This window comes from Brachybacterium netajii (SeqCode) (genome assembly GCF_054114245.1).
In genome coordinates, this window is the sequence record NZ_JBSYXB010000008.1 from 122,275 (window position 1) to 146,191 (window position 23,917).

Annotated in this window: 19 protein-coding genes; 12 read left to right on the forward strand and 7 right to left on the reverse strand. The window is 74.1% G+C overall.

The features are described 5' to 3' along the window. The first annotated feature begins 47 nt into the window (after positions 1-47). Genes ACXET9_RS13735 through ACXET9_RS13745 form a run of 3 tightly spaced genes read left to right on the forward strand, consistent with a single transcriptional unit; the run spans position 48 to position 3,745 of the window. Positions 48-1,352, forward strand: coding sequence for an acetyl-CoA C-acetyltransferase (locus ACXET9_RS13735; RefSeq protein WP_457887267.1), 1,305 nt, complete (start codon positions 48-50; stop codon positions 1,350-1,352). A 24-nt stretch (positions 1,353-1,376) separates the two neighbouring features. Then, on the forward strand, positions 1,377-2,717 hold the full coding sequence (locus tag ACXET9_RS13740; RefSeq protein WP_457887232.1) for a 3-oxoacyl-ACP reductase: 1,341 nt from the start codon (positions 1,377-1,379) through the stop codon (positions 2,715-2,717). A gap of 17 nt (positions 2,718-2,734) precedes the next feature. Continuing rightward, entirely contained in the window at positions 2,735-3,745 is a 1,011-nt protein-coding gene (locus ACXET9_RS13745) for a MaoC family dehydratase (RefSeq protein ID WP_457887269.1), read from the forward strand. 60 nt (positions 3,746-3,805) lie between these two features. Here the strand turns inward: ACXET9_RS13745 and ACXET9_RS13750 are convergent, their stop codons facing one another. Next, a complete protein-coding gene (locus ACXET9_RS13750; protein WP_457887234.1) occupies positions 3,806-4,768 on the reverse strand; it encodes a nucleoside hydrolase in 963 nt (320 codons plus the stop codon). A 67-nt stretch (positions 4,769-4,835) separates the two neighbouring features. On the opposite strand from ACXET9_RS13750, the gene ACXET9_RS13755 reads away from it, so the two are divergent. Both ACXET9_RS13755 and ACXET9_RS13760 read left to right on the forward strand, forming a co-directional pair. Beyond that, positions 4,836-5,894: a pirin family protein gene (locus tag ACXET9_RS13755; RefSeq protein WP_457887235.1), complete on the forward strand. Its 1,059-nt coding sequence runs from the start codon at positions 4,836-4,838 to the stop codon at positions 5,892-5,894. A 4-nt stretch (positions 5,895-5,898) separates the two neighbouring features. Next, positions 5,899-7,251, forward strand: coding sequence for a class I SAM-dependent methyltransferase (locus ACXET9_RS13760; protein ID WP_457887237.1), 1,353 nt, complete (start codon positions 5,899-5,901; stop codon positions 7,249-7,251). Positions 7,252-7,370: 119 nt separating this feature from the next. On the opposite strand, the gene purQ is transcribed toward ACXET9_RS13760, so the two are convergent. Beyond that, positions 7,371-8,096 carry a phosphoribosylformylglycinamidine synthase subunit PurQ gene (gene purQ / locus ACXET9_RS13765; RefSeq protein WP_457887238.1) on the reverse strand — a complete coding sequence of 242 codons (726 nt, stop codon included), beginning with the start codon at positions 8,094-8,096 and terminating at the stop codon, positions 7,371-7,373. Next, the gene (purS, locus tag ACXET9_RS13770; protein WP_457887239.1) at positions 8,096-8,362 is read right to left on the reverse strand and encodes a phosphoribosylformylglycinamidine synthase subunit PurS; all 267 of its coding nucleotides are present in this window, start codon (positions 8,360-8,362) and stop codon (positions 8,096-8,098) included. The genes purQ and purS overlap by 1 nt, the downstream gene beginning before the upstream one ends. A gap of 266 nt (positions 8,363-8,628) precedes the next feature. On the opposite strand from purS, the gene ACXET9_RS13775 reads away from it, so the two are divergent. Then, a complete protein-coding gene (locus tag ACXET9_RS13775; RefSeq protein ID WP_457887240.1) occupies positions 8,629-9,381 on the forward strand; it encodes an MBL fold metallo-hydrolase in 753 nt (250 codons plus the stop codon). 81 nt (positions 9,382-9,462) lie between these two features. Here the strand turns inward: ACXET9_RS13775 and ACXET9_RS13780 are convergent, their stop codons facing one another. Both ACXET9_RS13780 and purD read right to left on the reverse strand, forming a co-directional pair. Further along, positions 9,463-10,398, reverse strand: coding sequence for a phosphoribosylaminoimidazolesuccinocarboxamide synthase (locus ACXET9_RS13780; RefSeq protein WP_457887241.1), 936 nt, complete (start codon positions 10,396-10,398; stop codon positions 9,463-9,465). Next, the gene (gene purD, locus ACXET9_RS13785) at positions 10,395-11,678 is read right to left on the reverse strand and encodes a phosphoribosylamine--glycine ligase (protein ID WP_457887242.1); all 1,284 of its coding nucleotides are present in this window, start codon (positions 11,676-11,678) and stop codon (positions 10,395-10,397) included. Before purD ends, ACXET9_RS13780 begins: the two co-directional genes overlap by 4 nt. An 84-nt stretch (positions 11,679-11,762) precedes the next feature. Between purD and truA the strand changes: the two genes are divergently transcribed. The 4 genes from truA (at position 11,763) to ACXET9_RS13805 (ending at position 15,462) form a co-directional block, all read left to right on the forward strand. Further along, positions 11,763-12,686: a tRNA pseudouridine(38-40) synthase TruA gene (truA, locus tag ACXET9_RS13790; RefSeq protein ID WP_457887243.1), complete on the forward strand. Its 924-nt coding sequence runs from the start codon at positions 11,763-11,765 to the stop codon at positions 12,684-12,686. A 355-nt stretch (positions 12,687-13,041) separates the two neighbouring features. Next, positions 13,042-13,485, forward strand: a complete 444-nt coding sequence (gene rplM, locus ACXET9_RS13795) for a 50S ribosomal protein L13 (protein WP_457887244.1) — start codon at positions 13,042-13,044, stop codon at positions 13,483-13,485. 54 nt (positions 13,486-13,539) lie between these two features. Beyond that, positions 13,540-14,040: a 30S ribosomal protein S9 gene (gene rpsI / locus ACXET9_RS13800; RefSeq protein WP_457887245.1), complete on the forward strand. Its 501-nt coding sequence runs from the start codon at positions 13,540-13,542 to the stop codon at positions 14,038-14,040. A gap of 153 nt (positions 14,041-14,193) precedes the next feature. Further along, positions 14,194-15,462 carry a CoA transferase gene (locus tag ACXET9_RS13805; protein WP_457887246.1) on the forward strand — a complete coding sequence of 423 codons (1,269 nt, stop codon included), beginning with the start codon at positions 14,194-14,196 and terminating at the stop codon, positions 15,460-15,462. A gap of 109 nt (positions 15,463-15,571) precedes the next feature. Here ACXET9_RS13805 and ACXET9_RS13810 read toward each other — a convergent pair whose 3' ends face one another. After that, the gene (locus ACXET9_RS13810; protein WP_457887247.1) at positions 15,572-18,946 is read right to left on the reverse strand and encodes a DEAD/DEAH box helicase; all 3,375 of its coding nucleotides are present in this window, start codon (positions 18,944-18,946) and stop codon (positions 15,572-15,574) included. 94 nt (positions 18,947-19,040) lie between these two features. Between ACXET9_RS13810 and glmM the strand changes: the two genes are divergently transcribed. Beyond that, positions 19,041-20,387, forward strand: a complete 1,347-nt coding sequence (glmM, locus tag ACXET9_RS13815; RefSeq protein ID WP_457887248.1) for a phosphoglucosamine mutase — start codon at positions 19,041-19,043, stop codon at positions 20,385-20,387. A gap of 324 nt (positions 20,388-20,711) precedes the next feature. On the opposite strand, the gene coaA is transcribed toward glmM, so the two are convergent. Further along, the gene (gene coaA / locus ACXET9_RS13820) at positions 20,712-21,668 is read right to left on the reverse strand and encodes a type I pantothenate kinase (RefSeq protein ID WP_457887249.1); all 957 of its coding nucleotides are present in this window, start codon (positions 21,666-21,668) and stop codon (positions 20,712-20,714) included. Positions 21,669-21,947: 279 nt separating this feature from the next. Here coaA and glmS point away from each other — a divergent pair, with 279 nt between their 5' ends. After that, a complete protein-coding gene (gene glmS, locus ACXET9_RS13825) occupies positions 21,948-23,819 on the forward strand; it encodes a glutamine--fructose-6-phosphate transaminase (isomerizing) (RefSeq protein ID WP_457887250.1) in 1,872 nt (623 codons plus the stop codon). Positions 23,820-23,917 lie beyond the last annotated feature (98 nt).

Sequence of the window (23,917 nt, forward strand, 5' to 3'; positions counted from 1 at the left end):
CGGTCTCCGCCCCGGCGCGCCGGGCGGGCGATCCCCGCGACGGCGCCCTGCGCGACGCCTACGTCCTCGGCGGCAACCGGATCCCCTTCGCCCGCGCGGGCGGCCCCTACGCCGGGATCTCCAACCAGGATCTGCTGACCGCGGCCCTGGACGGGCTCGTGGCGCGCTTCGGCCTGCAGGGCGAGAAGCTCGGCGAGATCGCCGGCGGCGCCGTGCTCAAGCTCGCCGGGGACCTCAACCTCACCCGCGAGAGCGCCCTGAGCACGCCGCTGGATCCCCGCACCCCGGCGATCGACCTCTCGAAGGCCTGCGGGACCGGCCTCGAGACCGTCGCCCACGTGTCCAACCGGATCCGTCTGGGTCAGATCGACTCGGCGATCGCCTGCGGCGTCGACTCCACCTCCGACTCGCCGATCGAGGTGACCCCGCAGCTGCGCCGCATCCTGCATCGGGCCTCCTCCGCGAAGACGGCGATGCAGCGGATCCGGATCCTCTCCGCGATCCGTCCCGCGCATCTCGCCCCGGTGCCGCCGCGCAACGGTGAGCCCCGCACCGGGCTCTCCATGGGCGAGCACATGGCGCAGACCGCCGCCGCCTGGGGCATCGGGCGCGAGGAGCAGGACGAGCTCGCGCTCTCCTCCCATCGCAAGCTCGCGGCCGCCTACGACGACGGCTTCCTCGACGACCTCGTCACCGGCTACCGCGGACTCGGACGCGACCAGAACCTGCGCCCGGACTCGACCCTCGAGAAGCTCGCCTCCCTCAAGCCCGTCTTCGGCGTGCGCTCCCCGCAGGTCGCCGAGCCGACGATGACCGCGGGCAACTCGACCCCGCTGTCCGACGGCGCCTCCGCCGTGCTCCTGGGCACCCGCGAGTACGCCGCCGCCAAGGGCCTGCGCCCGCTCGCCCGCGTCGTCGACTCCCGCTCCGCCGCGGTCGACTTCGTCCACGGCGACGAGGGCCTGCTGATGGCCCCGGCGTACGCCGTGCCCGAGCTGCTCGACGCCAACGGCCTGACCCTCCAGGACATCGACCTCTACGAGATCCACGAGGCCTTCGCCGCGACCGTGCTCGCGACCCTCAAGGCATGGGAGTCGGAGGAGTTCTGCAGCGAGCGCCTCGGCCGGAGCGCACCGCTCGGGCCGATCGATCGCGAGCGCCTCAACGTCACGGGCTCGTCCCTCGCCGCCGGGCACCCCTTCGCCGCCACCGGCGGGCGGATCGTGGCGACCCTCGCGAAGCTGCTGGACCGGCGCGCCCGTGAGACCGGCCGCACCCAGCGCGGCCTGATCTCCATCTGCGCGGCCGCCGGACAGGGCACCGTCGCCCTGCTCGCGTCCGATCCCGCCTGACCCGCCGACCTCCCGGAGGCTCCCATGACCGACGCCTACACCCGCTTCGTCCGCTCCGCGCCCGGCGCCCTGATCGCCCGCCGCACCGGCCTGCCCCGCCCCGCCCGCCTGCTGCGGCGCGGGGACCGCCCCGACCCGGTCCTCGGACCCGTCGTCGTCCTCGGCACCTCCGCGGGCGCCGACGCGATCGCCGCCCTGCTGCTGCGCTGGGGCGCCGACGTCCGACGCCGCTTCGAGGAGCTGCGGCAGGTCGGCTCCGTCGTCGTCGTCCTCGACGAGGTCGCCGCCCCTGCGGAGCTCGGCGAGATCGTCCTCCCGCTCGCCCCGGCGATGCGCTCGCTGCTGCCCGGCGCCCGCGTCGTGACGATCTCCCGTCCCGCGACCGGCACCGATCCCGCCCGCGACGCAGCCCGCGGCGGCATCGAGGGACTCGTGCGATCCCTCGCCCACGAGATGCGCGCGGGCGGCACCGCCGGCGGCATCCAGGTCGCCGACGGCGTGGACCTGCTGGCCCCGGGCGTCGTCGGCGCCCTGCGGTTCCTGCTGTCCACCCGCAGCGCCTTCGTCACCGGGCAGATCCTGCGCGTGGACACCGCCGACGGCTCCGCCACCGCCGACGCCGAGCACCCGCTCGCCGGGCGCACCGCCCTCGTCACCGGCGCCGCCCGCGGGATCGGCGCGGCCATCGCCCGCGTCCTCGCCGCCGACGGCGCCCGCCTGGTGCTGCTGGACGTGCCCGCCGCCGGCACCGAGCTCGCCCGCCTCGCCAACGAGCTGAAGGCCGTCCCGATCCAGCTCGACGTCACCTCCGCGGGCGCGGGGGAGCGGCTGATCGCGTTCCTGAGGGAGCGCTCGCTCGTCCTCGATGCGGTCGTCCTGAACGCCGGGATCACCCGCGACAAGCTGTTCGCCAACATGGACGCGAGCCGCTGGGACCCGGTGATCGCCGTGAACATCACCAGCCAGATCACCCTCTCCGAGGACCTCCTCGCCGCGGGCGACGTGCTCGGCGACCATCCCCGCTTCGTCTCCCTCGCCTCGACCAGCGGCATCGCCGGCAACCGCGGGCAGACGAACTACGCGGCCTCCAAGGCCGGCGTGATCGCCTTCGTCGACGCCCTCGCCGCCCGCCTCGAGGGCACCGGCGGCACCGCGAACGCCGTCGCCCCCGGCTTCATCGAGACCGAGATGACCGCGAAGATGCCGCCGCTGACCCGCGAGATCGCCCGGCGCGTGAACTCCCTCCAGCAGGGCGGCCTGCCCGAGGACGTCGCCGAGGCGATCTCCTTCCTGGTCTCCGACGAGGCCGGCGGGATCCGCGGCGAGACCCTGCGCGTGTGCGGGCAGAACGTGGTGGGACGGTGAGCACCCCGATGACCCCGATGACCCCGTCGACCGGGGCGGCGGAGCGGGTCAAGGACCTCGCCGACGTGCCCTCCTTCCCCGCCGTCTACGCCGCGGCGCTGACCCCGCGGCGGCGCCGACCCGGGGGCGCGGGCGGATCGCGCCCGCAGCTGCCCGCGATCGTCCACCGGGTGCGCGCGGTCCGGATCGACGCCGAGCGGGCCCGCGACTTCGACCACCTCATGGGCGGCCCGGCCACGGACCTCGTCCATCCGGGCGTGCTGCACGTCCTCGCATTCCCGATCTCGCTGTCGCTCATGGCCCGCTCCGACTTCCCCTTCCCGCTGCTGGGCCTCGTGCACCTGCACAACCGGATCCTCCAGCACCGTCCGGTGACGGTCGGGGAGCAGGTGGACGTGGAGTGCCGGGTGCGGGCGCTCGCCGAGCACCGCCGGGGATGGACCTTCGAGGCGGTCTCGACGATCCACGGGGCCGACGGCGACATCATCGCCACCGACGTCTCCACCTACCTCGCCAAGGGCCGCTCCGGGGCATCCGCTCCGTCGGACGCCTCGTCGGACGCCTCGTCGGACGCCTCGTCAGACGCACCGCGTCCCGCGGACGCTCCGTCGGACGCCTCCGCGGGGGAGCGCAGCGAGCGCCGCGCCTTCGAGGCGCCGCGCGCGACGGGCCGCTGGACCCTTGACGCGGGCACCGGCCGTCGCTACGCGGAGGTCTCGGGCGATGCGAACCCGATCCACATGTCGGCGCTGAGCGCCCGCGCCTTCGGGTTCCCGCGCGCGATCGCCCACGGCATGTACACGGCCTCGCGCGCGTTCACCGAGGCCCGCATCGACCTCTCGCGGCCGCTGCGCTGGGACGTCTCCTTCGACGCCCCGGTGACGCTGCCGGGCACGGTCCTCGTCCGCTACGACGAGGACCGGGCCGACGACGGCTCCGGCGGCGTGCGCTGCGTGGGCTGGCGCCCGGCGCGGGACGGGCGGCCCGCCCGACGCTGCTTCGAGGTCGAGGTGACCGTGCTCGGCTGACCCGGCTGACCCGGCTGACCCGGCTGACCCGGCTGGCCGATCGGTCAGCCGGCCGGCGGGTCAGCCGGCGAGGCCGCGGCGCAGGGTCGCGAGCAGGTGCGCGACCAGCGCATCGGCCCGCACGTCCCGCAGCACGTCGACGTTGGGCCGGCGGCGCCAGCGGCCGAGGACGTCGCCGACGGTCTGCCCGCGGGTGAGCTCCCCGCGCAGCTCGACGTCCACGGCGAGGGGGAGCGTGTCGGCGAACTCGCCGGTCACGGCGTGCACGGCGATGATCGGGTCGTGCACGTGCGCCATGTATCCGAAGCCGTCGGACTCGTGGAACTCGTAGTAGAAGCGCAGCGCGTCCACGAGGATCCCGGCGACCGGGTGCCCCGTCTCCGCGGCGATCGCCCGCACCTCCTCGAGCGTCCCGGGGGTGAAGCGCACGGCCTCGGTCGCCTCGAGCGAGCCCAGCACGGGGCGTCGCTCGGCGGCGGAGAAGGCGGCGAGGACGCGCTGCGCGGCCTCGGGATCCACGGCGATGTTCCATTCGGAGGTGGGGCCGGTGTTCCCGCGATGGTTGATCGCCCCGCCCATGATGTGCAGGCGTCGGAGGAGGCGGGGGAGGGCGGGCTCGATCTCGAGGGCGAGCGCGAGGTTCGTGTGCGGGCCGAGGACCAGGCCGACGAGCTCGCCTGGATGCGCGCGGGCGAGGTCGACCCACAGCTGCGCCCCGCTGCGAGGATCCGCCGACCGCGCAGGATCGGGGACGCTCCCATGGCCGAGCCCGGTGGGGCCGTGGGTGTCCTCCGCCGTCATCAGCGGCTGCGCGAGCGGCTCGGCGGCGCCGCGGGCGACGGGAGCGTCGATCCCGAGCAGCTCCGTCAGCGCGAGGTTGTTGCGCAGGACCGTCTCGAGCCCCACGTTCCCGGGGGTGGAGACGATGCCGACGACCTCGACGTCGTCGCGGCAGGCGAGATAGGTCAGGGCGATGGCGTCGTCGATGCCGGTGTCGCAGTCGACCAGGAGGGGGAGCGTCATCCCTACAGCGTAGGGGCGATGCGCGGCGGGGACGGACGGCCCGAGGCCCGCCGCCTAGACTCGGCCCATGAGCGAGTTCGAGGACTTCCTGGCCCTGGAGCCGCGCGAGGTGCCGCTCGGAGGGCCCCGCGGGATGACGGTGCACCGGACCCTGCCCGCCCGCAGCACCTCCCTCATCGGCGCGTGGTGCTTCGTGGACCACTTCGGGCCCGACGACGTCGCCGCGTCCGACGGGATGCGCGTGGCCCGCCACCCCCATACCGGTCTCGCGACCGTGTCCTGGCTGTTCGAGGGGGCGATCACCCACCGCGATTCGATCGGCAGCCACGCCCTGGTGCGCCCCGGCGACGTGGACCTCATGGTCGCCGGCTCCGGGATCACGCATTCGGAGTTCTCCGCGGCCGACACCACCGTGCTCCACGGGGTCCAGCTCTGGTACGCGCTGCCGGACCGCGCCCGCTTCCGGGGCCAGGAGTTCGTCGTGCACACCCCGCGCGAGATCGCGACCGCGAGCGCCCGGGCGCGCGTCGGCCTCGGCGCGCTGCGCGCCGTCGACGCCGACGGGACCGTGCTCGAGGACGCGAGCCCCGTCACGACCGACACCGCCCTGACGATGGCGCAGCTCGACCTGCGCGCCGGCTCCTCCCTGCGGATCGACCTCGACCCGGGGCATGAGCACGGGGTCCTCGTCGACCGCGGCGAGGCGCACCTCACGACCGCCCGCGCCGGATCCGGGCTCCGCACCGCCGTCGCGCCGCGCGAGCTCATGGTGCTGCCCGACGGCGTCGACCATCTCGAGATCGCCGCGAGGGGCGACGAGGACCTGCGGGTGATGCTGCTGGGCGGGGAGCCCCTCGGCGAGGAGATCGTCATGTGGTGGAACCTCATCGGCCGCAGCCACGAGGAGATCGCCGCCTACCGGGCCCGCTACCAGGCGGAGATCGGCGCGGAGGGTACCCTCGCGGAGGCGCCGATCCATCCGACGGCCCGCGACAGGGGCGGCCTCGCGCCCGACGCCGAGCAGTTCGGCCCCTTCGCCCCGCACACTCCGGCGGCGCTCCCCGCCCCCGAGCTCCCCCACGGCCGGCTGCGCCCCCGCGGCCGCATCGGCATCCCGAAGGACTGATCACGTGTCCCAGCCCCCGCACGACCCGACCCGCGACGCCGACGAGCGAGCCGCCGCCGAGCGAGCCGCCGACGAGCCGGCCCTCGACGAGCGGGTCGTCCCGCAGCCCGACCAGACCGACCGCGCGATCATCGCCGCGGCGGCGGAGGAGGGCCTCGGCTGCCCCTGCGACGTGGTCGTCGTCGACGACGCGACGGGCGCCCTGACCGCCTATGCCCTCGAGACGGTCGCCGATCATCCGGAGGCGATCGTGCTGAGCTGGACGCCCTCCCGTCGGCGGGCCGCGGAGCTGACCGCCCTCTTCGCCGACGAGATCGCCCGGGGCCGGCTCATGATCCCGGCCGATGCTCAGCCCGTCCCGCTCGGTGCCGCGGCCTTCGAGGCCGACGCGCATCTGGTGCTGATGCGGCTGCCCAAGGCCCTGCACACCCTCCGCGATCGGGCGCGGGCGCTCGCCGTGGGCGCCGGCATGGACGGTCGCTCCGATCTGGTGCTCATCGCCGGAGGACGGGTCAAGCACATGACCCGCAGCCAGAACGACGCCCTCGCCGACGTCTTCGAGGAGGTCCGGGCGGCCCGCGGCGTCGGGAAGTCCCGTGCGCTCGTCGGCAGCGGCGTCCTGCCCGCGCTCGTCGCCGCCGAGTCCGGGGACGCGGCCGCGAGCCCGGCCGTGACCGGCCCGCAGACGGGGTCCGTCCGGCTCCCGGTGCGCGGGCGCGAGACCGCGCTCCCGCTGTGCCGGATCGGCGGCGTGTTCGGCGGGGCCTCGGCCGACGCCGGCAGCCTGCTGCTGCTCGACGCCCTCGACCGTGCACTCATGACGGGAGACGCCGGCCCGCGCGGGTCGTTCGACGACGATCCGCGCGGCGCGGACGACGACCGGCCCTTCTCGGCCGTGGACCTCGGCTGCGGCAACGGGCTGATGGTCGCCTATCTGGCGGCCGCGCTGCCGGGTGCGAGCATCCTCGGCAGCGACGACGACGCCGACGCGGTCGCCTCGACCGCCGCGACGCTCGCGGCCGCGCGCCGTGCCGCCGGTCCCGAGGCCGCCGACGCCGCCCGCGCGGCCGGGACCGAAGTGCGTGTGACCTGGGACGACGCTCTTGCAGCCGAGTCCTCGGGGAGCGCAGACCTGGTGCTGCTGAACCCGCCCTTCCACGACGGCGCCGGGGTCGACGCGACCATGGTCCAGACCCTCCTCGACGCCGCCGCCCGCGTCCTGCGCCCCGGCGGCGAGCTGTGGATGGTGCACAACTCGCATCTGCGCTACCGCGGCGAGGTCGAGCACCGGGTCGGTCCGGTCCGCCAGCGCGCTCGCGATCGTCGCTTCACCGTCCTCTCCGCCGTCCGCCGCTGACGCCGCCGTCGGCCCCGGAATGCAGGAGCGCCGCCCCGCCGTGAGGCGGAGCGGCGCTCATGAGCGTCGGGCTCCCGGAGAGCCGGGGCGCGAACGGGCGGCGCGAACGGGCGGGCTGATCAGCCGACGAGGGTGCGCAGCACCGAGGTGAAGATGCCGAGGCCGTCGACGCCCGTGCGGGTGCCCTCGCCGGGCATGTCGGGGCCGAAGCCGGCCTCGACGGCGTGCTCGGGATGCGGCATGAGGCCGACGACGTTCCCGCGCTCGTTGGTGATGCCGGCGATGTCGTGGCGCGAGCCGTTGGGGTTCGCCTCGAAGCCGGCGGGGCCGTGGGTGGCGCCCTCGACGTAGCGGAAGACGACGCGGTTCTCGGCCTCGAGCTGCTCGAGGGTGCGCTCGTCGGCCACGTACTGGCCGTCCTGGTTCTTCAGCGGGACGCGGATGACCTGGCCCTGCTCGTAGTCCGTCGTCCAGGCGGTGCGGTTGTTCTCGATCGCGAGCGGCTGGTCGCGGCAGATGAACGAGCGGTGCGCGTTCTTGATCATCGCGCCCGGCAGCAGATGCGTCTCGCAGAGGACCTGGAAGCCGTTGCAGATGCCCAGCACGGGCATGCCGCCGTTCGCGGCGTCGACGACCTTCTCCATGACCGGCGCGAAGCGGCTGATGGCGCCGGCCCGCAGGTAGTCGCCGTAGGAGAAGCCGCCGGGCAGGACCACGGCGTCGACGTCGAGGAGATCGTCCTCGCCGTGCCACAGGGCGACGGCCTCGGCCCCGCCCAGGCGGACGGCGCGCAGAGCATCCCGGTCGTCGAGCGTCCCGGGGAAGGTGACCACGCCGATGCGCATCAGGCGTCGGCCTTCTGCGCGGACTCGACCTCGATCGCGACGACGTCCTCGATCACCGGGTTGGAGAGCAGCGTGGTGGCGGCCTCGCGGAGGGTCGCGAGCACCTCGTCGGTGACCTCGCCCTCGACCTCGAGCTCGAACCGCTTGCCCTGGCGCACCGAGGCGATGCCCTCGAAGCCGAGGCGGGGCAGCGCCGCCGCGACGGCCTTCCCCTGGGGGTCGAGGATCTCCGGCTTGGGCATGACGTGGACCACGACGCGTGGCATGGGCGCTCTCCTGACGGCGTCTGCCCGGAACGTCGCAGGTGCGGACCGGGCAAGGGGTGGGGCTGACGGTGCGGAGCCCTCCGGGCCTCACCTGGTCTCCTGCAGGCAGCAGGGCCGATGGGGCCGGACGGACGGCGCCGACGCAGGACATGCTACCGAGAGCGGGCCCCTGTCCGCGCCCGTGCCCGCGATGGCGGACCGGAGGGCTACATTCGAGAGCGTGCGCCGGGCCGCGGCGCCCTCGCTCCCGTCGCTCGGAGGCCGCGATGAAGATCCATCACCTCGTCCATTCCTGCCTGCTGGTGGAGATCGCCGGCCGGCGGCTGCTCATCGATCCCGGCGCCTTCAGCGGCGAGGCCGTGCGCGCCCTGGGCCCGGAGGTCCTCGGGTCGATCGACGCCGTCGCGATCACGCATCAGCATCCCGATCATCTCGACCGCGCGCTGCTCGCCGAGGTGCTCGCCGCGGCGGAGGGGGCCGTGGTGATCGCGGAGCCGGAGACCGCCGCGCAGCTCAGCGCGGCCGACGCCTCCGCAGGATCGGCCGACGCCGCGGCCGGGACGGATGCGATCGCCCCGGTGCCGGCGGACCGGCTGCGGGCGCTGCCCGCGGGGGAGCACCACGAGCTCCCGGCGGCGCAGGGCGAGCCCGCGGTGCGGATCTCCGCCGTCGGCGGACGCCATGCGGTCATCCACCCCGACATCCCGCGCGTGGGCAACACGGGCCTGGTCATTGCCGCGGGCGAGGGGCCCCGGCTCGGCGTCACCGGCGACTCGCTCGAGCCGGTCGACGAGTTCCGGGGGATCGACGTGCTCGCCTTCGCCGTCGTCGCGCCCTGGTCGAAGATGTCCGAGACCATCGACTTCCTGCGGGAGGTGCGCCCCGTCCTCGCCCTGCCGGTGCACGACGCGGTCGCGAGCGCCGTCGGCCGGCCGATCTTCCTGCGCCAGTCCACGAACCTGGCGCCGGAGGGCACCGAGGTGCGGGACTGGGAGGCCGGGCGCCCCGTCGAGGTCTGAGCCGGAGACGCGTGGCAGGAGACGCACGACGCCGCCCTGCCGTGATCGGCGGGGCGGCGTCGTGCGACAGGCGGCCTGCGGTCAGAAGGCCTTGCCGGTGAGGCGCTCGAAGGCCTCGATGTAGCGGGCGCGGGTCTGCGCGACGACGTCGGCCGGGAGGGCCGGCGGCTCCTCGCCCGCGCCGCGGTGCCAGCCCGAGGCGGGGGAGATCAGCCAGTCGCGCAGGTACTGCTTGTCCAGGCTCGGCTGCGCCACGCCCGTGCGGTACGTGTCGGCGTCCCAGAAGCGGCTCGAGTCCGGGGTGAGGACCTCGTCGCCCAGCAGGAGCCGGCCGTCGGTGCGGGAGCGTCCGAACTCGAGCTTGGTGTCGGCCAGGATGATCCCGCGCTCGGCGGCGACGCGGCGGGCGCGCTCGTAGACGGCGAGGGTGAGCTCCTCGAGGTCGTCGACGAGATCGTCGCCGAGGGTCTCGCGGGCCTGCGCGACGGTGATGTTCTCGTCGTGCTCGCCCTGCTCCGCCTTCGTCGACGGCGTGAACACCGCGGGGTCCAGGCGCGAGGCCTCGACCAGGCCGGCGGGCAGCACATGGCCGCCGACGGCGCCGCCGGCGCGGTAGTCCTTCAGACCGGAGCCGGTGAGATAGCCGCGCACGACGCACTCGAGGGGCACCATGTCCAGGCCGCGGCACAGCAGCGCCCGGCCGGCGACGGCGGCGGGGACGTCGGTCGCCGAGAGCACGTGGTGGGGGACGATGTCCTCCAGCTGCTCGAACCAGAACACGCTGATCGCGGTCAGCACCCGGCCCTTGTCGGGGATGCCCGTGCTCAGCACGTGGTCGTAGGCGCTGATGCGGTCGGTCGCGACGACGAGCACCTCCTCGGCGGTCGCCGGATCGGTGCCCGCGGGGACGTACAGCTCGCGGACCTTGCCGCTGAAGACGTGGTCCCAGCCCTCGAGCTCGGGGACGCCGACGAGCGCGCCGTCGACGACGGCCTCGTGGGGAGCGGAGGAGGTCATGCGCGCACCGCCTCGTCGTCGGCCGCCTGCTGGGCGATGTCGCGGCGGTGGTAGGAGCCCTCGAGCGCGATCGCGTCGACGCCGGCGAGCGCCTGCGCGCGGGCGGCGGCGAGGTTGCGGCCGGTGCCCACGACGGACAGCACGCGACCGCCCGCGGAGACCAGCGCGCCGGCCTCGTCCTGCGCCGTGCCGGCGTGGATGACGTGCGCGCCCGTCGCCTCGGCGGCGTCGAGCCCGGTGATCGGGTCGCCCGTGCGGGAGGCGGCCGGGTAGCCGGCGGAGGCGATGACGACGGTGACCGCGGCGTCCTCGTTCCAGGCGAGCTCGCCGGCGGCCGTCAGGTCGCCCTGCGCGGCCGCGAGCAGCAGCGGGGCGAAGGGGGAGGCCAGGCGCTCGAGCACGACCTGCGTCTCGGGATCGCCGAAGCGGGCGTTGAACTCGACCACGCGGGTGCCGCGCGAGGTCAGCGCGAGGCCGCAGTAGAGGACCCCGACGAAGGGGATGCCGCGGGCGGCGAGCTCGTCGATCGTCGGCTGGGCGACGTCGCGGACGACCTCCTCGGCCAGTCCGGCCGGGGCCCAGGGCAGCGGCGAGTAGGCGCCCATGCCGCCGGTGTTCGGGCCCTGGTCGCCCTCGAGGGCGCGCTTGAAGTCCTGGGCGGGGGCCAGCGGGACCACGCGGCTGCCGTCGGAGAGGCAGAACAGGGAGACCTCGGGGCCGTCGAGGTACTCCTCGACGACGACCTGGCCGCCGGCGCCGATCACGGCGCGGCCGTGGGCGATCGCATGCTCGATGTCGTCGGTGACGACGACGCCCTTGCCGGCGGCGAGGCCGTCGGCCTTGACCACGAAGGGGACGTCGCGCAGCGGGTTCACGCGGTCCAGGGCAGGGAGGACCTCGTCGCCGTCGGTGACGGTGACCGAGGCGGCCGTGGGCACGCCCGCGGCCTCCATGATCTCCTTGGCCCAGGACTTCGAGCCCTCGAGGTTCGCGGCAGCCTTCGTCGGCCCGAAGACCGTGAAGCCGGCCTCGCGCAGGCGGTCGACGCTGCCGGCCACGAGCGGGGCCTCGGGGCCGACGACCACGAGGTCGGGCTCGAGGGAGCGCGCCAGGGCGACCTGGCCGTCGAGATCGTCGACGGGCACGGCGTGGCAGGCGGCGAGGTCCGCGATGCCGGGGTTGCCGGGCGCGGCGTGCAGTTCAGGGGAGGGCGAGTCGGACGCGAGGCGACGCACGATGGCGTGCTCGCGGCCTCCGGAGCCGATGACGAGGATTCTCACGCGCCCCACACTAACCGCGCGCGAACGGGCGGTGTCGAGAGCTCCAGCACGTGGGCGCCCGCCCGCGGCGCCTACCATCGGGCCATGCCCGATCCCGCTGATCCGACCGACCCGGCCGACCTGACCGGTCCTGCCGACCCGACCGTCCCGACCCGTCGGCTGCGGCTCGACCTCTCCTACGACGGGTCGGGGTTCCACGGCTGGGCGACGCAGCCGGGCCTGCGCACCGTCCAGGGCGAGCTCGAGCAGGCGCTCGCCCGGGTCGCGCGGACGCCCCTGTCGGTGACCGTCGCGGGGCGCACGGACACGGGCGTGCATGCGCGCGGCCAGGTCTGCCATCTCGACGTGCCCGAGGCCGTGCTCGCGGCGCTCCCGGGACGCTCCGACCGCGACCCGGCGCAGGCGCTCGTCGATCGCCTGGCCGGGGTGCTGCCCGAGGATGTCGTCGTGCACGCCGCGCGGGTCGTCCCCGACGCCTTCGACGCCCGCTTCGGGGCCCTGCGCCGGCGCTACCGCTACCGCATCTCCGACGCCCCCGAGCATCACGACCCGCTGCGCCGCGACGTCCTGCGCCATCGTCGGGCGCTCGACGCGGAGGCCATGGACCGCGCCGCCGCGCCCCTGCTCGGCGAGCACGACTTCCTCTCCTTCTGCAAGCCCCGCGAGGGCGCCACGACGATCCGCACCCTCGAGTCCCTGCGCGTGGAGCGCCCGGGCGCGGGGCGGGCCGACGAGGGGCTCGTGGTCCTGACCGTCGTCGCCGACGCCTTCTGCCATCACATGGTGCGCTCGCTCGTCGGCACCCTGCTGCCGGTCGGGGAGGGGCGGCAGGACGAGGGCTGGCCGGCCCGTGTCCTCGCGGCGCGCACCCGGGACTCCGCCCCTCGCGGCGGCGTCGGCGCGGCGACCCTGGGCCCGCCGCAGGGGCTCACCCTCGACGCCGTGGAGTATCCGGCCGACGACGAGCTCGCCGCCCAGGCCCGGCGCGCCCGCACCGTCCGGGGGTGAACAGGCGGCGTGCGATCGGACACACGGCGCCGACGCAGCGGCGTCGTCGCAGGTCGCGGCGGGAGCCGACGTCGTGGGTCGGCGCATGGCCGCGTTGACCGGGGGCCTCGTCGGCGACTATCCTGGGTCGCTGTCGTGCCTTGATGCGCGCCCGGATCCGCTGCCGAGTTCTCACTGCAGGCGCGAGACGGGCTCCTCACACGCATCCAGGACCGTGGCCGCAGCGTAGGCGGTACGGGACGGGCTCGACGAGAGGGTCATGCTTTATCCGAAGGAAGCGTGTCCACGGTCCAATCGAACCGTGCCCTGCCGGCGATCCGCCCCAGGGCACTTCCGACGAGAGAAGAAGGCACGAGTGCGTACGTTCACCCCGAAGCCCGGCGATGTCGAGCGTTCCTGGTACGTCATCGACGCAACGGATGTCGTCCTCGGCCGGCTCGCTTCCCAGGCTGCTCAGCTGCTGCGGGGCAAGCACAAGCCGGTCTTCGCACCCCACGTGGATGCAGGCGACTTCGTGATCATCATCAACGCTGACAAGGTCGCGCTGACCGGGAACAAGCGGGAGGCCAAGCTGGCCTACCGCCACTCCGGTTACCCGGGCGGCCTCCGCGGCATCCCCTACTCCGAGCTGCTCGAGAAGCGCCCGGAGCGTGCGGTGGAGAAGGCCATCCGTGGCATGCTCCCCAAGAACAAGCTGGCCGAGGCTCAGCTCAAGAAGCTCAAGGTCTACGCGGGCTCCGAGCACCCCCACGCTGCTCAGCAGCCCGTCCCCTTCACCATCGACCAGGTGGCGCAGTAAGCGGGGGCATTCCCTGCCACTCCGCCCTGCCGCACGGAAAGACCAAGGAGAACCGTGACTGAGACCACCCCCGAGTCCCTCGAGGCCGTGACCGACGAGTCCGCCCCGGAGAGCTACACCACCGAGTCGACCGGCGAGGCCGCCGTCGGCGCCGGTCAGTCGATCACCGCGCCGGGCTACGGCACCGGTCGTCGCAAGCAGGCTGTCGCCCGCGTCCGTCTGGTCCCCGGCTCCGGCCAGTGGACCGTCAACGGCCGCGCCCTCGACGCCTACTTCCCGAACAAGGTCCACCAGCAGGAGGTCAACGAGCCGTTCAAGGTTCTCGACCTCCAGGGCCGTTTCGACGTCATCGCCCGCATCGACGGCGGCGGCGTGTCCGGCCAGGCCGGCGCCCTGCGCCTCGGCGTGGCCCGTGCCCTCAACCAGATCGATGAGGAGCACAACCGCCCGACGCTGAAGAAGGCCGGCTTCCTGACGCGCGACGCGCGCATCATCGAGCGCAAGAAGGCCGGACTCAAGAAGGCCCGCAAGGCGCCGCAGTACTCCAAGCGCTGATCCGGCGCGGGGCATCGCCCCGCCACGATCACGCTGTGCGCACGATGCCCTCGACCTCCGGGTCGGGGGCATCGTCGCGTTCTGGGTGGTTCCGGGCGGTTCTGGGTGGTTCTGTGTGGTTCCGATCCGGTCCGCTCGCACTATCCTCAGGGCGTGCACCCCGTCCCCCGCCGCTGGTGGAGCGGCCCCCTCGACGTCGAGGCTCTCGCCTGGGACGCCGTCTCCCATGTCCGGGAGGCCGCGACGGCGCTCGTCCGCGCCCGCGGGGACGAGCGGAGCATCGGGACCGACCCGGCGCTCGTCGCCGCGTCTTTCGCCTCCTACGAGCACCTGCGCATCGACGGCGCGGCCCCCACGAGCTGGGCGGAGCTCTCCGGCTTCGTGCGCGCCGACGACGGATGGGTGCGCCTGCACGGCAACTATCCCCACCACGCCGACGCGCTGCGGGAGCTGTACGGGATCCGCGACCGGGCCGGGCTCGAGCGCGCCCTCGCCCGTCGGTCCGCGGCCGAGATCGAGGAGGAGGTCACCGCGGCGGGCGGGATCGCGGTGCGGGTGCGGGAGCCCGGCGAGTGGGCCGCGCACCCGCAGGCCCTCGCACGGGCGGGCCGGGCCTGGGCCGAGAGCGAGGACCGCGGCGCGCGGGACCCGCTCCCGCTGCTCCGCCCGGACGAGGAGCCGCTTGCCGGCGTGCGGGTCCTGGACCTCACGCGCGTGATCGCCGGGCCCACCGCGACCCAGCTGCTCGCCTGCCTCGGAGCCGACGTGCTGCGCGTGGACCCGCCGCACCGCCCCGAGATCCTCGCCCAGCACCTCTCCACCGGGATGGGCAAGCGCTCGACGGTGCTGGACCTGCGCGATCCCGCGGGACACGAGCGGGCGATCGCCCTGGTGGCCTCGGCCGACGTGGTCCTCACGGGCTATCGGCCGGGTGCGCTCGAACGCCACGGGCTCGGTCCCGAGGATCTCGCGCTCCTCGCGCCGCAGGCCGTGATCGGTGTGCTCTCCGCCTGGGGCGAGACCGGTCCCTGGGGCCGACGGGCCGGCTTCGACTCGATCGTGCAGGCGGCGAGCGGGATCGCCGTGACGTGCGGCGACGGGGAGCGGCCGGGTGCCCTTCCCGTCCAGGCCCTCGACCATGCGAGCGGTCATCTGTTCGCCGCGCATGTGCTCGAGGCCCTCGCCGCAGGGCGTGCGCGCACGATCCGGGTGAGCCTGCTCGGTGCCGCGGACGCGCTGCGCTCCCTGCCCCGGCCCCCGGACGGTGCCCCCGCCGAGCTCCCGGGGCCGAGGGTCCGCGTGCGCTCCGGTGCCCGGGAGCTGCTCGTCGTCCCGCCCCCGCTGCTGGTCGACGGCCGCACGATCGCACGGGACGTGCCCGAGTACGGGGCGGCAGCCCCCGCCTGGCGGGCCTCCTCCTGACGGGTCCCGTCCGGCCGGACTCCTCCTGACGGGTTCCGCCCGACGGGGCCCGCCCGACGGGTCTCCTCCGCGCGCGGCCGACCGGCCGGTGGGAGGTCCGCGATGCTCGTCAGCCGAGCAGCTCCCGGATGTCGTCGGCCGTGATGGCGGAGCGGAACGCGGCGCCGCCGTCGGTGAGGGCGTCGAAGAGCTCGGCCTTGCGCTGCTGCAGGGCGAGCACCTTCTCCTCGATGGTGTCCTCGGCGATCATCCGGTAGACCATCACGGTGCGGTCCTGGCCGATGCGGTGGGCGCGGTCCACGGCCTGGTTCTCCGCGGCCGGGTTCCACCACGGGTCCAGCAGGAACACGTAGTCGGCCTCGGTGAGGGTGAGGCCGAAGCCGCCGGCCTTGAGCGAGATCAGGAAGACCGGCGCCTCGCCCTCGCGGAACTCCCGGACCACGGCGTCGCGATCGCGCGTGGAGCCGTCGAGATACGCATAGGGGACGCCCCGGCGGTCGAGCTCCTCCGCGACCCGCTGCAGGTACGAGGTGAACTGGCTGAACAGCAGCACCCGATGCTGATCGCCGATGACCTCGTCGAGGCGGTCGAAGAGCGCCTCCTGCTTGGAGCTGGGGACGTCCGCATAGCCCTCCTCGTCGACGATCGCCGGATGCAGCGCCATCATCCGCAGCAGCGTGAGGGAGCGGAAGACGGTGAAGCGGTGGCGGTCGAGGTCCTCGTCGATCAGCCCCAGCACCTTCTTGCGCTCGCGCTGCAGGACCGAGTCGTACAGGGCCCGGTGCTCGGGGCTGAGGGTGACGGTGAGGACCTGCTCGCGCTTCTCGGGCAGCTCCCGGGCGACGAGCTCCTTGGTGCGGCGCAGCATGAAGGGACGGATCCGCGAGCGCAGCAGCTCGATCCGCTCGGGATGCTCGCCCGTCTCGACGGGCATGGTGTACCGCTGGCGGAAGCCCGAGGAGGCGCCCAGCAGACCCGGCGCGACCAGGTCGAAGAGCGACCACAGGTCATCCAGCGAGTTCTCCATCGGGGTGCCGGTGATGGCGAGGCGGAAGCTCGCGTCGACGCCCTTGGCGGCCTGGTGGGTGCGGGAGCGGCGGTTCTTGACGAACTGGGCCTCGTCCAGCACGAGGCCCTGGAAGGACTCGCGGGCAAAGTCCTCCTCGTCCATCCGCAGCACCGTGTAGCTGGTGACGACGATGTCGGCTCCGCGGATCGCCCCGGACAGCGCCCGCCCGCGGGAGCGCGAGGTGCGATCCAGCACCCGCACGTCGAGACCGGGGGTGAAGCGCTCGGCCTCCTGCCGCCACACGCCGAGGACCGACGCCGGGGCGACCACGAGGAACGGGCGCGAGGGGCGCTCGTCGGCCGCGTCGTCGGCGCGCGCCGACGTGTCGGCCTGCGTCCGGGTGCCGGCCTGCGCCTGCGCGTCGGCATGCGCCCGCTCGCGGGCGTGGGCGATGAGGGCGAGGGTCTGCACGGTCTTGCCGAGGCCCATGTCGTCGGCGAGGATCCCGCCGAGCCCGTGGGCGAAGAGGAACGCGAGCCAGGCGAAGCCCTCCTGCTGGTAGGGGCGCAGCTCGGCGGTGAGGCCGACGGGCGCCTCGGGCGCGGGGATCGCGACGATCTCGCGCAGCGGTCCGACGCTCCGCTCCCAGGCCGCCGCGGTCTCGGCGGACTCGGCGATCTCCTCGAGGTCCTCCCACATGTCGACCTGGTAGCGGCTGATGGGCTGATGCTCGGGATCCCATTCGCCGAGGGCCTCGCCCTCGCGGATCAGCTCGCGCAGCGCGTCGAACGCCGGATGCTGCAGCGAGAAGTAGGTGCGGTCGGGCATGAGCAGCTTGTCCTGGCCCTTCGCGAGGGCGACGAACAGCGTCGGGAAGGGGATCTCGCGGCCCTCGACGGTGACCTGGAAGCCGAGGTCGAACCAGTCGCGCTTGCCGGGGGACTGCTGCTGGGAGACGCGCACCTGCGGGGCCCCGTCGAGCTCGCGGTAGGCGTGGCGGGTGCCGACGATCTCGACCTCGACGTCGGCGAGAGCCTGCAGGCCGTCGAGCACATGCTCGGAGAAGCGGGCGGTCTCGGTGCCGTCGAGCCGCTCGGGGGCGTCGGATCCGGCCGTCGGCCAGAGCGCCCGGGCGCGGTCCAGGACCTCGTCCTCATGGTCGAGGTCGCGGCGCTCCCCGCGGCTGCGGTCGATCGGGAGGGTCCGCGTCGGCTCGTGGTAGCGCCAGGACCATTCGAGGGTGAGCCGGTCCCCGTCGGTGTAGCGGGCGGCGAGGCGGAGTGTCGCCGGTCGCGGCGCCGGCAGCTCGACGCTGCCGTCGTGGCTGGTCACCGGTGAGATCGCGCGCAGCTGGGGGAAGGCCTGGGCGAGGAAGTCCTCGCGATCGGCGGCCGGCACCTCGAGCGGCGCGGGACGCTGCAGGAGCTTGCGCAGCGTCATCGGCAGGAGAGCGCCGACGGGGGCGATGCGGGCGGCGAAGCCTCCGCCCGGCGCCTCCTCGAGGTCGATCACGCCGGCCGCGCCGAGGGCTCGGCCGTGCGCCGTCGGCTCCCCGGCGATCGACACCCGCGGCCGCAGCGCGAGGTCCTTCGAGCCCTCGGGGGAGGTGAGGTCCAGCACGACGTCGGCGTCGTCGAGCAGCTCGATCGAGGCGAGGCCCTCGCCCGCGAGGAGCTCGACGCCCGTGTCGCGGGCATGCGCGAGGGACTGCCAGATCAGCGGGGAGCCGATCGAGTTCAGCCACAGGTTCTCGATCGCGCCGCTCGCATAGGAGCGCTCGGCCGAGGCCGAGGCGAAGACGCGGGTGAGGGCCTCCGACTGCGCGCGACGGTACTCGCCGCCGGGCATGCGGTACTCGAAGGTCCGCCACGACAGCGAGCCCTTGATCCATCCGCGGCCGCGCCCGCGGGTCATCGGCCGCATGCCGAGCCACAGGTCCGCGCCGGCCTCGAGATGAGCGGGACCGGCGGTCTCGCGGCGGTTCCGGGGCGCCCCCGGCTCGAGCGAGCTCGCCTCGAGCGCGAAGCGGATCGCGAGGGGCTTGGGCGCGGTCTCCTCCTCGTCGGCCCCGCCCAGCAGCGGCCGCAGCACGCTGCGCCATTCGGCGGCGGGGTTCTCCTCCTGCCGCGTCCGCTCGAGCTCGCCGAGGCGGTGCAGCAGCGCGGCGACGTGCTTGCACTCGCGGCCGACGGGGCAGCTGCAGCGCGAGGACACCGGCCGCCAGAGCCCGCCGGGCGCCGGGGCCTGGAAGCGGCGGGAGACGGCGTGCTCGTCGTACTCGGCGAGCTCGACGCGCGTGCGGTACGGGCTCGCCCCGCGGCCGGCGACCGTGCCGCTCAGCGTCGACGTCGACGGCTCCCAGCGCAGGTCGGAGACCCGCTCCTCGCGCTCGTAGGCCAGGCCCCGGGCCGCGGCGCGCTCGCCCACATGCTGGGCGATGGTCGAGGGCAGCAGACGGGGGAGGGGCTCGGGCATGCGGACAACGCTAGCGGCGGGCGGCCCCCGACGGGGAACCGCCGTGCGGGTACTCTCACTGCGTACCCCCGTAACATCCCGTGAGGAGAACCCTGTGTCCCGACTCTTCGGCACAGACGGCGTGCGCGGACGCGCCAACGTTGACATCACCGCCGAGCTCGCGGTCGATCTGTCGGTGGGCGCGGCCCACGTGCTGGGCACCTTCGGCGCCTTCGACGGCACCCGCCCGCGGGCGATCATCGCCCGCGACACGCGCCCGTCCGGCGACTTCCTCGGCGCCGCGGTGAGCGCGGGGCTCGCCTCCTCGGGCGTCGACGTGCTCGACGCCGGCATCCTGCCCACCCCCGGCCTCGCCTACCTGGTCCAGTCCACGGGAGCGGACCTCGGCGTGATGATCTCGGCCTCGCACAACCCGGCGCCCGACAACGGCATCAAGTTCTTCGCCCGCGGCGGCACCAAGCTGCCCGACGAGGTCGAGGACGCCATCGAGAAGCGCATCGGCGAGCAGTGGGACCGCCCCCAGGGCACCGACGTCGGCACGATCACCCCCTTCGAGGGCGCGATCGAGGCCTACGTCGCGCACCTCGCGAGCACCCTCGACACCTCCCTCGAGGGCCTCACCGTCGTCGCGGACTGCGCCAACGGCGCCGCCGCCATCACCGGCCCGGAGGTGCTGCGCCGCGCCGGCGCGACCGTCCACGTGATCGGCGACCGCAGCGACGGCCGCCTCATCAACGAGGGCTGCGGATCCACGCACCTCGAGCCGCTGCAGGCGGCGGTCCGCGAGCACGGCGCCGACCTCGGTGTCGCCTTCGACGGCGACGCCGACCGCTGCCTCGCGGTCGACGCCGACGGCGAGATCATCGACGGCGACCAGATCATGGCGATCCTCGCCCTGGACCTCAAGGAGCGCGGCAAGCTCCACGACGACACCCTCGTGGTGACGGTCATGAGCAACCTCGGCCTCAAGCTCGCGATGAAGGACCACGGCATCACCCTCGGCCAGACCTCCGTGGGCGACCGCTACGTCCTCGAGGAGATGAACCTCGGCGGCTACTCCATCGGCGGCGAGCAGTCCGGCCACGTCATCCTCGCCGAGCACGCCACCACCGGCGACGGCGAGCTGACGGCCCTGCACCTGCTGCAGCGCGTCGCCACCACCGGCCGCACCGCCCGCGAGCTCGCCGACGTGATGACCCGCCTCCCGCAGGCCCTCATCAACGTCAAGGGCGTCGACAAGGCCCGCGCCGGCATCGACCGCGGCGTCGGCGACGCCGTGGCCGCCGCCGAGGCGGAGCTCGGCGAGAGCGGCCGCGTGCTGCTGCGCCCCTCCGGCACGGAGCCCGTCGTGCGCGTCATGGTGGAGGCGCCCGACGACGCCACCGCCACCGCCATCGCCGAGCGCCTCGCCGCCGTCGTCAGCGAGCGCCTCGCCCTCTGACGACGCGGAGTCCCGTCGCCTGACGGCGAGGAGCCTCGTCGCCTGAGGGCGGCGCGCCCCATCGCCTGACGGCCGGGATCCGCATCACGCATCAGCGCCGGTTACTAGCCGGTACATGCCAGAGAACTGGCATGTACCGGCTAGTAACCGTTTCGGGCGGAGTGTCGTGGTGGTGGGGCAGACGGGGAGGGCAGCAGACGGGGAGGGCAGGCGAGGGCGAAGGGGCCGGCGAGGGGAGGTGGGGCGGCCGCCGGCGTCCGCTCACGCCGTCCGCTCACCCCATCCGCTCGGGGCGTCCTGCGTCGGCCCGGATGAGCGCGCCGCTCACACCTTCCGCAGGAGGACGGTCTGCACCCGGTGCCGGCCGTCCTTGCGGAGGACCAGGTCGGCCCGGCCGCGCGTCGGCAGCACGTTCTCGGAGAGGTTCGGGCCGTTGATGCGATGCCAGATGTCGAGCGCGGTCGCGCGCGCCTCGTCGTCCGAGAGGTCGGCGTAGCGGCGGAAGTAGGAGCGCGGATCGGTGAAGGCGGTGCGGCGCAGGGCGAGGAAGCGGTCGACGTACCAGCGCTGGACGTCCTCCATGCGGGCGTCGACGTAGACAGAGAAGTCGAAGAAGTCGGAGACGGCCATGCCGAGCTTGCCGTCGGGCCGCGGACGGGCGGGCTGGAGGACGTTGAGGCCCTCGAGGATCAGCACGTCGGGGCTCTCCACCACGACCCGCTCCTCGGGGACGATGTCGTAGGTCAGATGCGAGTAGACCGGGGCCTCGACCCGCTCGACACCGGCCTTCACATCGGAGACGAAGCGCAGCAGGCGACGACGGTCGTAGCTCTCGGGGAAGCCCTTGCGGTGCAGGATCCCGCGCGCCTCGAGCTCGGCGTTGGGGTGCAGGAAGCCGTCGGTCGTCACGAGCTGCACGCGCGGGGTGTCGGGCCAGCGGGCCAGGAGCTCGCGCAGGACGCGCGCGGTGGTCGACTTCCCGACGGCCACGGAGCCGGCGACCGCGATCACATAAGGGGTGCGGTGCTGCTGCTGGGAGAGGAAGTCCCCCCGGGCGCGGCGCAGGGACTGGGCGGCGCCGACCTGGATGTTCAGCAGCCGCGAGATGGGGCGGTAGACGGCGTCGACCTCGCGCAGATCCAGACGGTCGCCCAGGCCCTGCAGGTGGGCGATGTCCGCCTCCTCGAGGGGGAGGGGGGTCTGCTGCGACAGCCTCGCCCATTCCTCGCGCGGGATCTCGGCGAAGGGGGAGACGGGGGTCGACACGGCAGCGGGTCTCATGCGTCCGATTGTTCCAGCCCGGATGCGGCCCGCCGTGCATTCCGGGCCGGGTGAGACCGGCGCCGCATCGCCGACGACTCCGTGTCGTCGATCCCGTCAGGCCCGTCGGGTCCGCGCGCCCGGTGTCGTCGGAGCCGCCGACGGGCCCTGCGCGAAGATGACCGCTCGTGCGCACGTTGCGGCAGCTGCGCGCAGAGGGCTCCCGGATCGTGAGGAAGACCTCGTGCGAGCGGCCCGCGGAGGACGATCGGAGGGCCTCGGATCGTTAGCGTGGACGGCATGTGCGGAATCGTCGGATACGTGGGCCAGCGCCCCTCCACCCCCTCCTCCCGTCCCATCGACGTGGCCCTCCAGGGCCTCGCCCGTCTCGAGTACCGCGGATACGACTCCGCGGGCGTGGCCGTCCTCGACGAGGACGGCGTGCGCGTCTCCAAGCGCGCCGGCAAGCTCGCCAACCTGCGCTCGGCGGTCGAGGGCAGCGAGGCGACGTCGTCGGCCGTGGCCATCGGCCACACCCGCTGGGCGACCCACGGCGCGCCCACGGACGACAACGCCCACCCGCATGTCGGCGGCAAGGACGACGAGCTCGCCCTGGTCCACAACGGCATCATCGAGAACTTCGCGGCGCTGCGCGCCGACCTCGAGGCCGACGGCTACTCCTTCCGCTCCGAGACCGACTCCGAGGTCGCCGCGCACCTGGTCGCTCGCGAGGTCGAGCGCGCCGGCGGCGACCTGACCGCCGCGATGCGCGCCGCCGTCGCGCACCTCGAGGGCGCCTTCACGCTCCTCGCCGTCCACCGCGACACCCCCGACCAGGTCGTCGCCGCCCGCCGCAACTCCCCGCTCGTCGTCGGCCTCGGCGACGGCGAGAACTTCCTCGGCTCCGACGTCGCCGCCTTCGTCGACGTCACCCGCGACGCCCTCGAGATCGGCCAGGACCAGGTCGTCACCGTCACCGCCGACGACGTCGTCGTCACCGGCTTCGACGGCGCCGAGGTCGCCGAGCCGAAGCGCTACTCCATCGAGTGGGACGTGACCGCCGCGCAGAAGGGCGGCTTCGACTCCTTCATGGCCAAGGAGATCCACGAGCAGGCCACCGCCGTCGCCGACACCCTCCGCGGCCGCATCGACTCCGGCGCCCTGCACCTCGACGAGATGAGCATCGACGAGTCCGTGCTGCGCACCGTCGACAAGATCATCGTGGTCGCCTGCGGCACCGCGGCGAACGCCGGCAACGTCGCGAAGTACGCGATCGAGCACTGGTGCCGCATCCCCACCGAGGTCGAGCTCGCCCACGAGTTCCGCTACCGCGACCCGATCGTCACCGAGAAGACCCTGGTCGTCGCGATCTCGCAGTCCGGCGAGACCATGGACACCCTCATGGCCATGCGCCACGCGCAGGAGCAGGGCGCGAAGGTCGTCGCGATCTGCAACACCTACGGCTCCACCATCCCGCGCGAGGCCGATGCGGCGCTGTACCTGCACGTCGGCCCCGAGATCGCGGTCGCCTCGACGAAGGCGTACCTGGGCCAGATCACCGCCTGCTACCTGCTGGGCCTGTACCTCGCGCAGGTCCGCGGGAACCTCTTCCCCGACGAGATCGCCGCCCTCATGGAGGACCTCGAGCAGCTGCCCGCGCACGTGCAGACCGTGCTCGACGCCGCCGGCGAGGTCGAGGATCTCGCGGTCGCGATGAAGGACGCCACGAGCGTGCTGTTCCTGGGTCGCCACGTCGGCTATCCGACGGCCCTCGAGGGCGCGCTCAAGCTCAAGGAGATCGCCTACATCCACGCCGAGGGCTTCGCCGCCGGCGAGCTCAAGCACGGGCCGATCGCGCTGGTCGAGGAGGGGCAGCCGGTGTTCGTCATCGTCCCCTCGCCGCACGGCCGCGACTCCCTGCATGCGAAGGTCGTCTCCAACATCCAGGAGGTGCGCGCCCGCGGCGCCCGCACCCTGGTGATCGCCGAGGAGGGCGACGAGGCGGTCCTGCCGTACTCGGACGTCGTCTTCCGCGTGCCCCGCACCCGCACGCTGTTCGCGCCCCTGCTCACGGTGATCCCGCTGCAGATCTTCTCCTGCGCCCTCGCCGCCGCGAAGGGCCTGGACGTCGACCAGCCGCGCAACCTGGCGAAGTCCGTCACCGTCGAGTGACCGTGGGCGGCGCGAGCCGCCGCAGCAGGACGAGCACGACCGGCAGGACGAGCACGGCCAGCACGACCAGCAGGGCGTCGGGAGCGATCCCGGCGCCC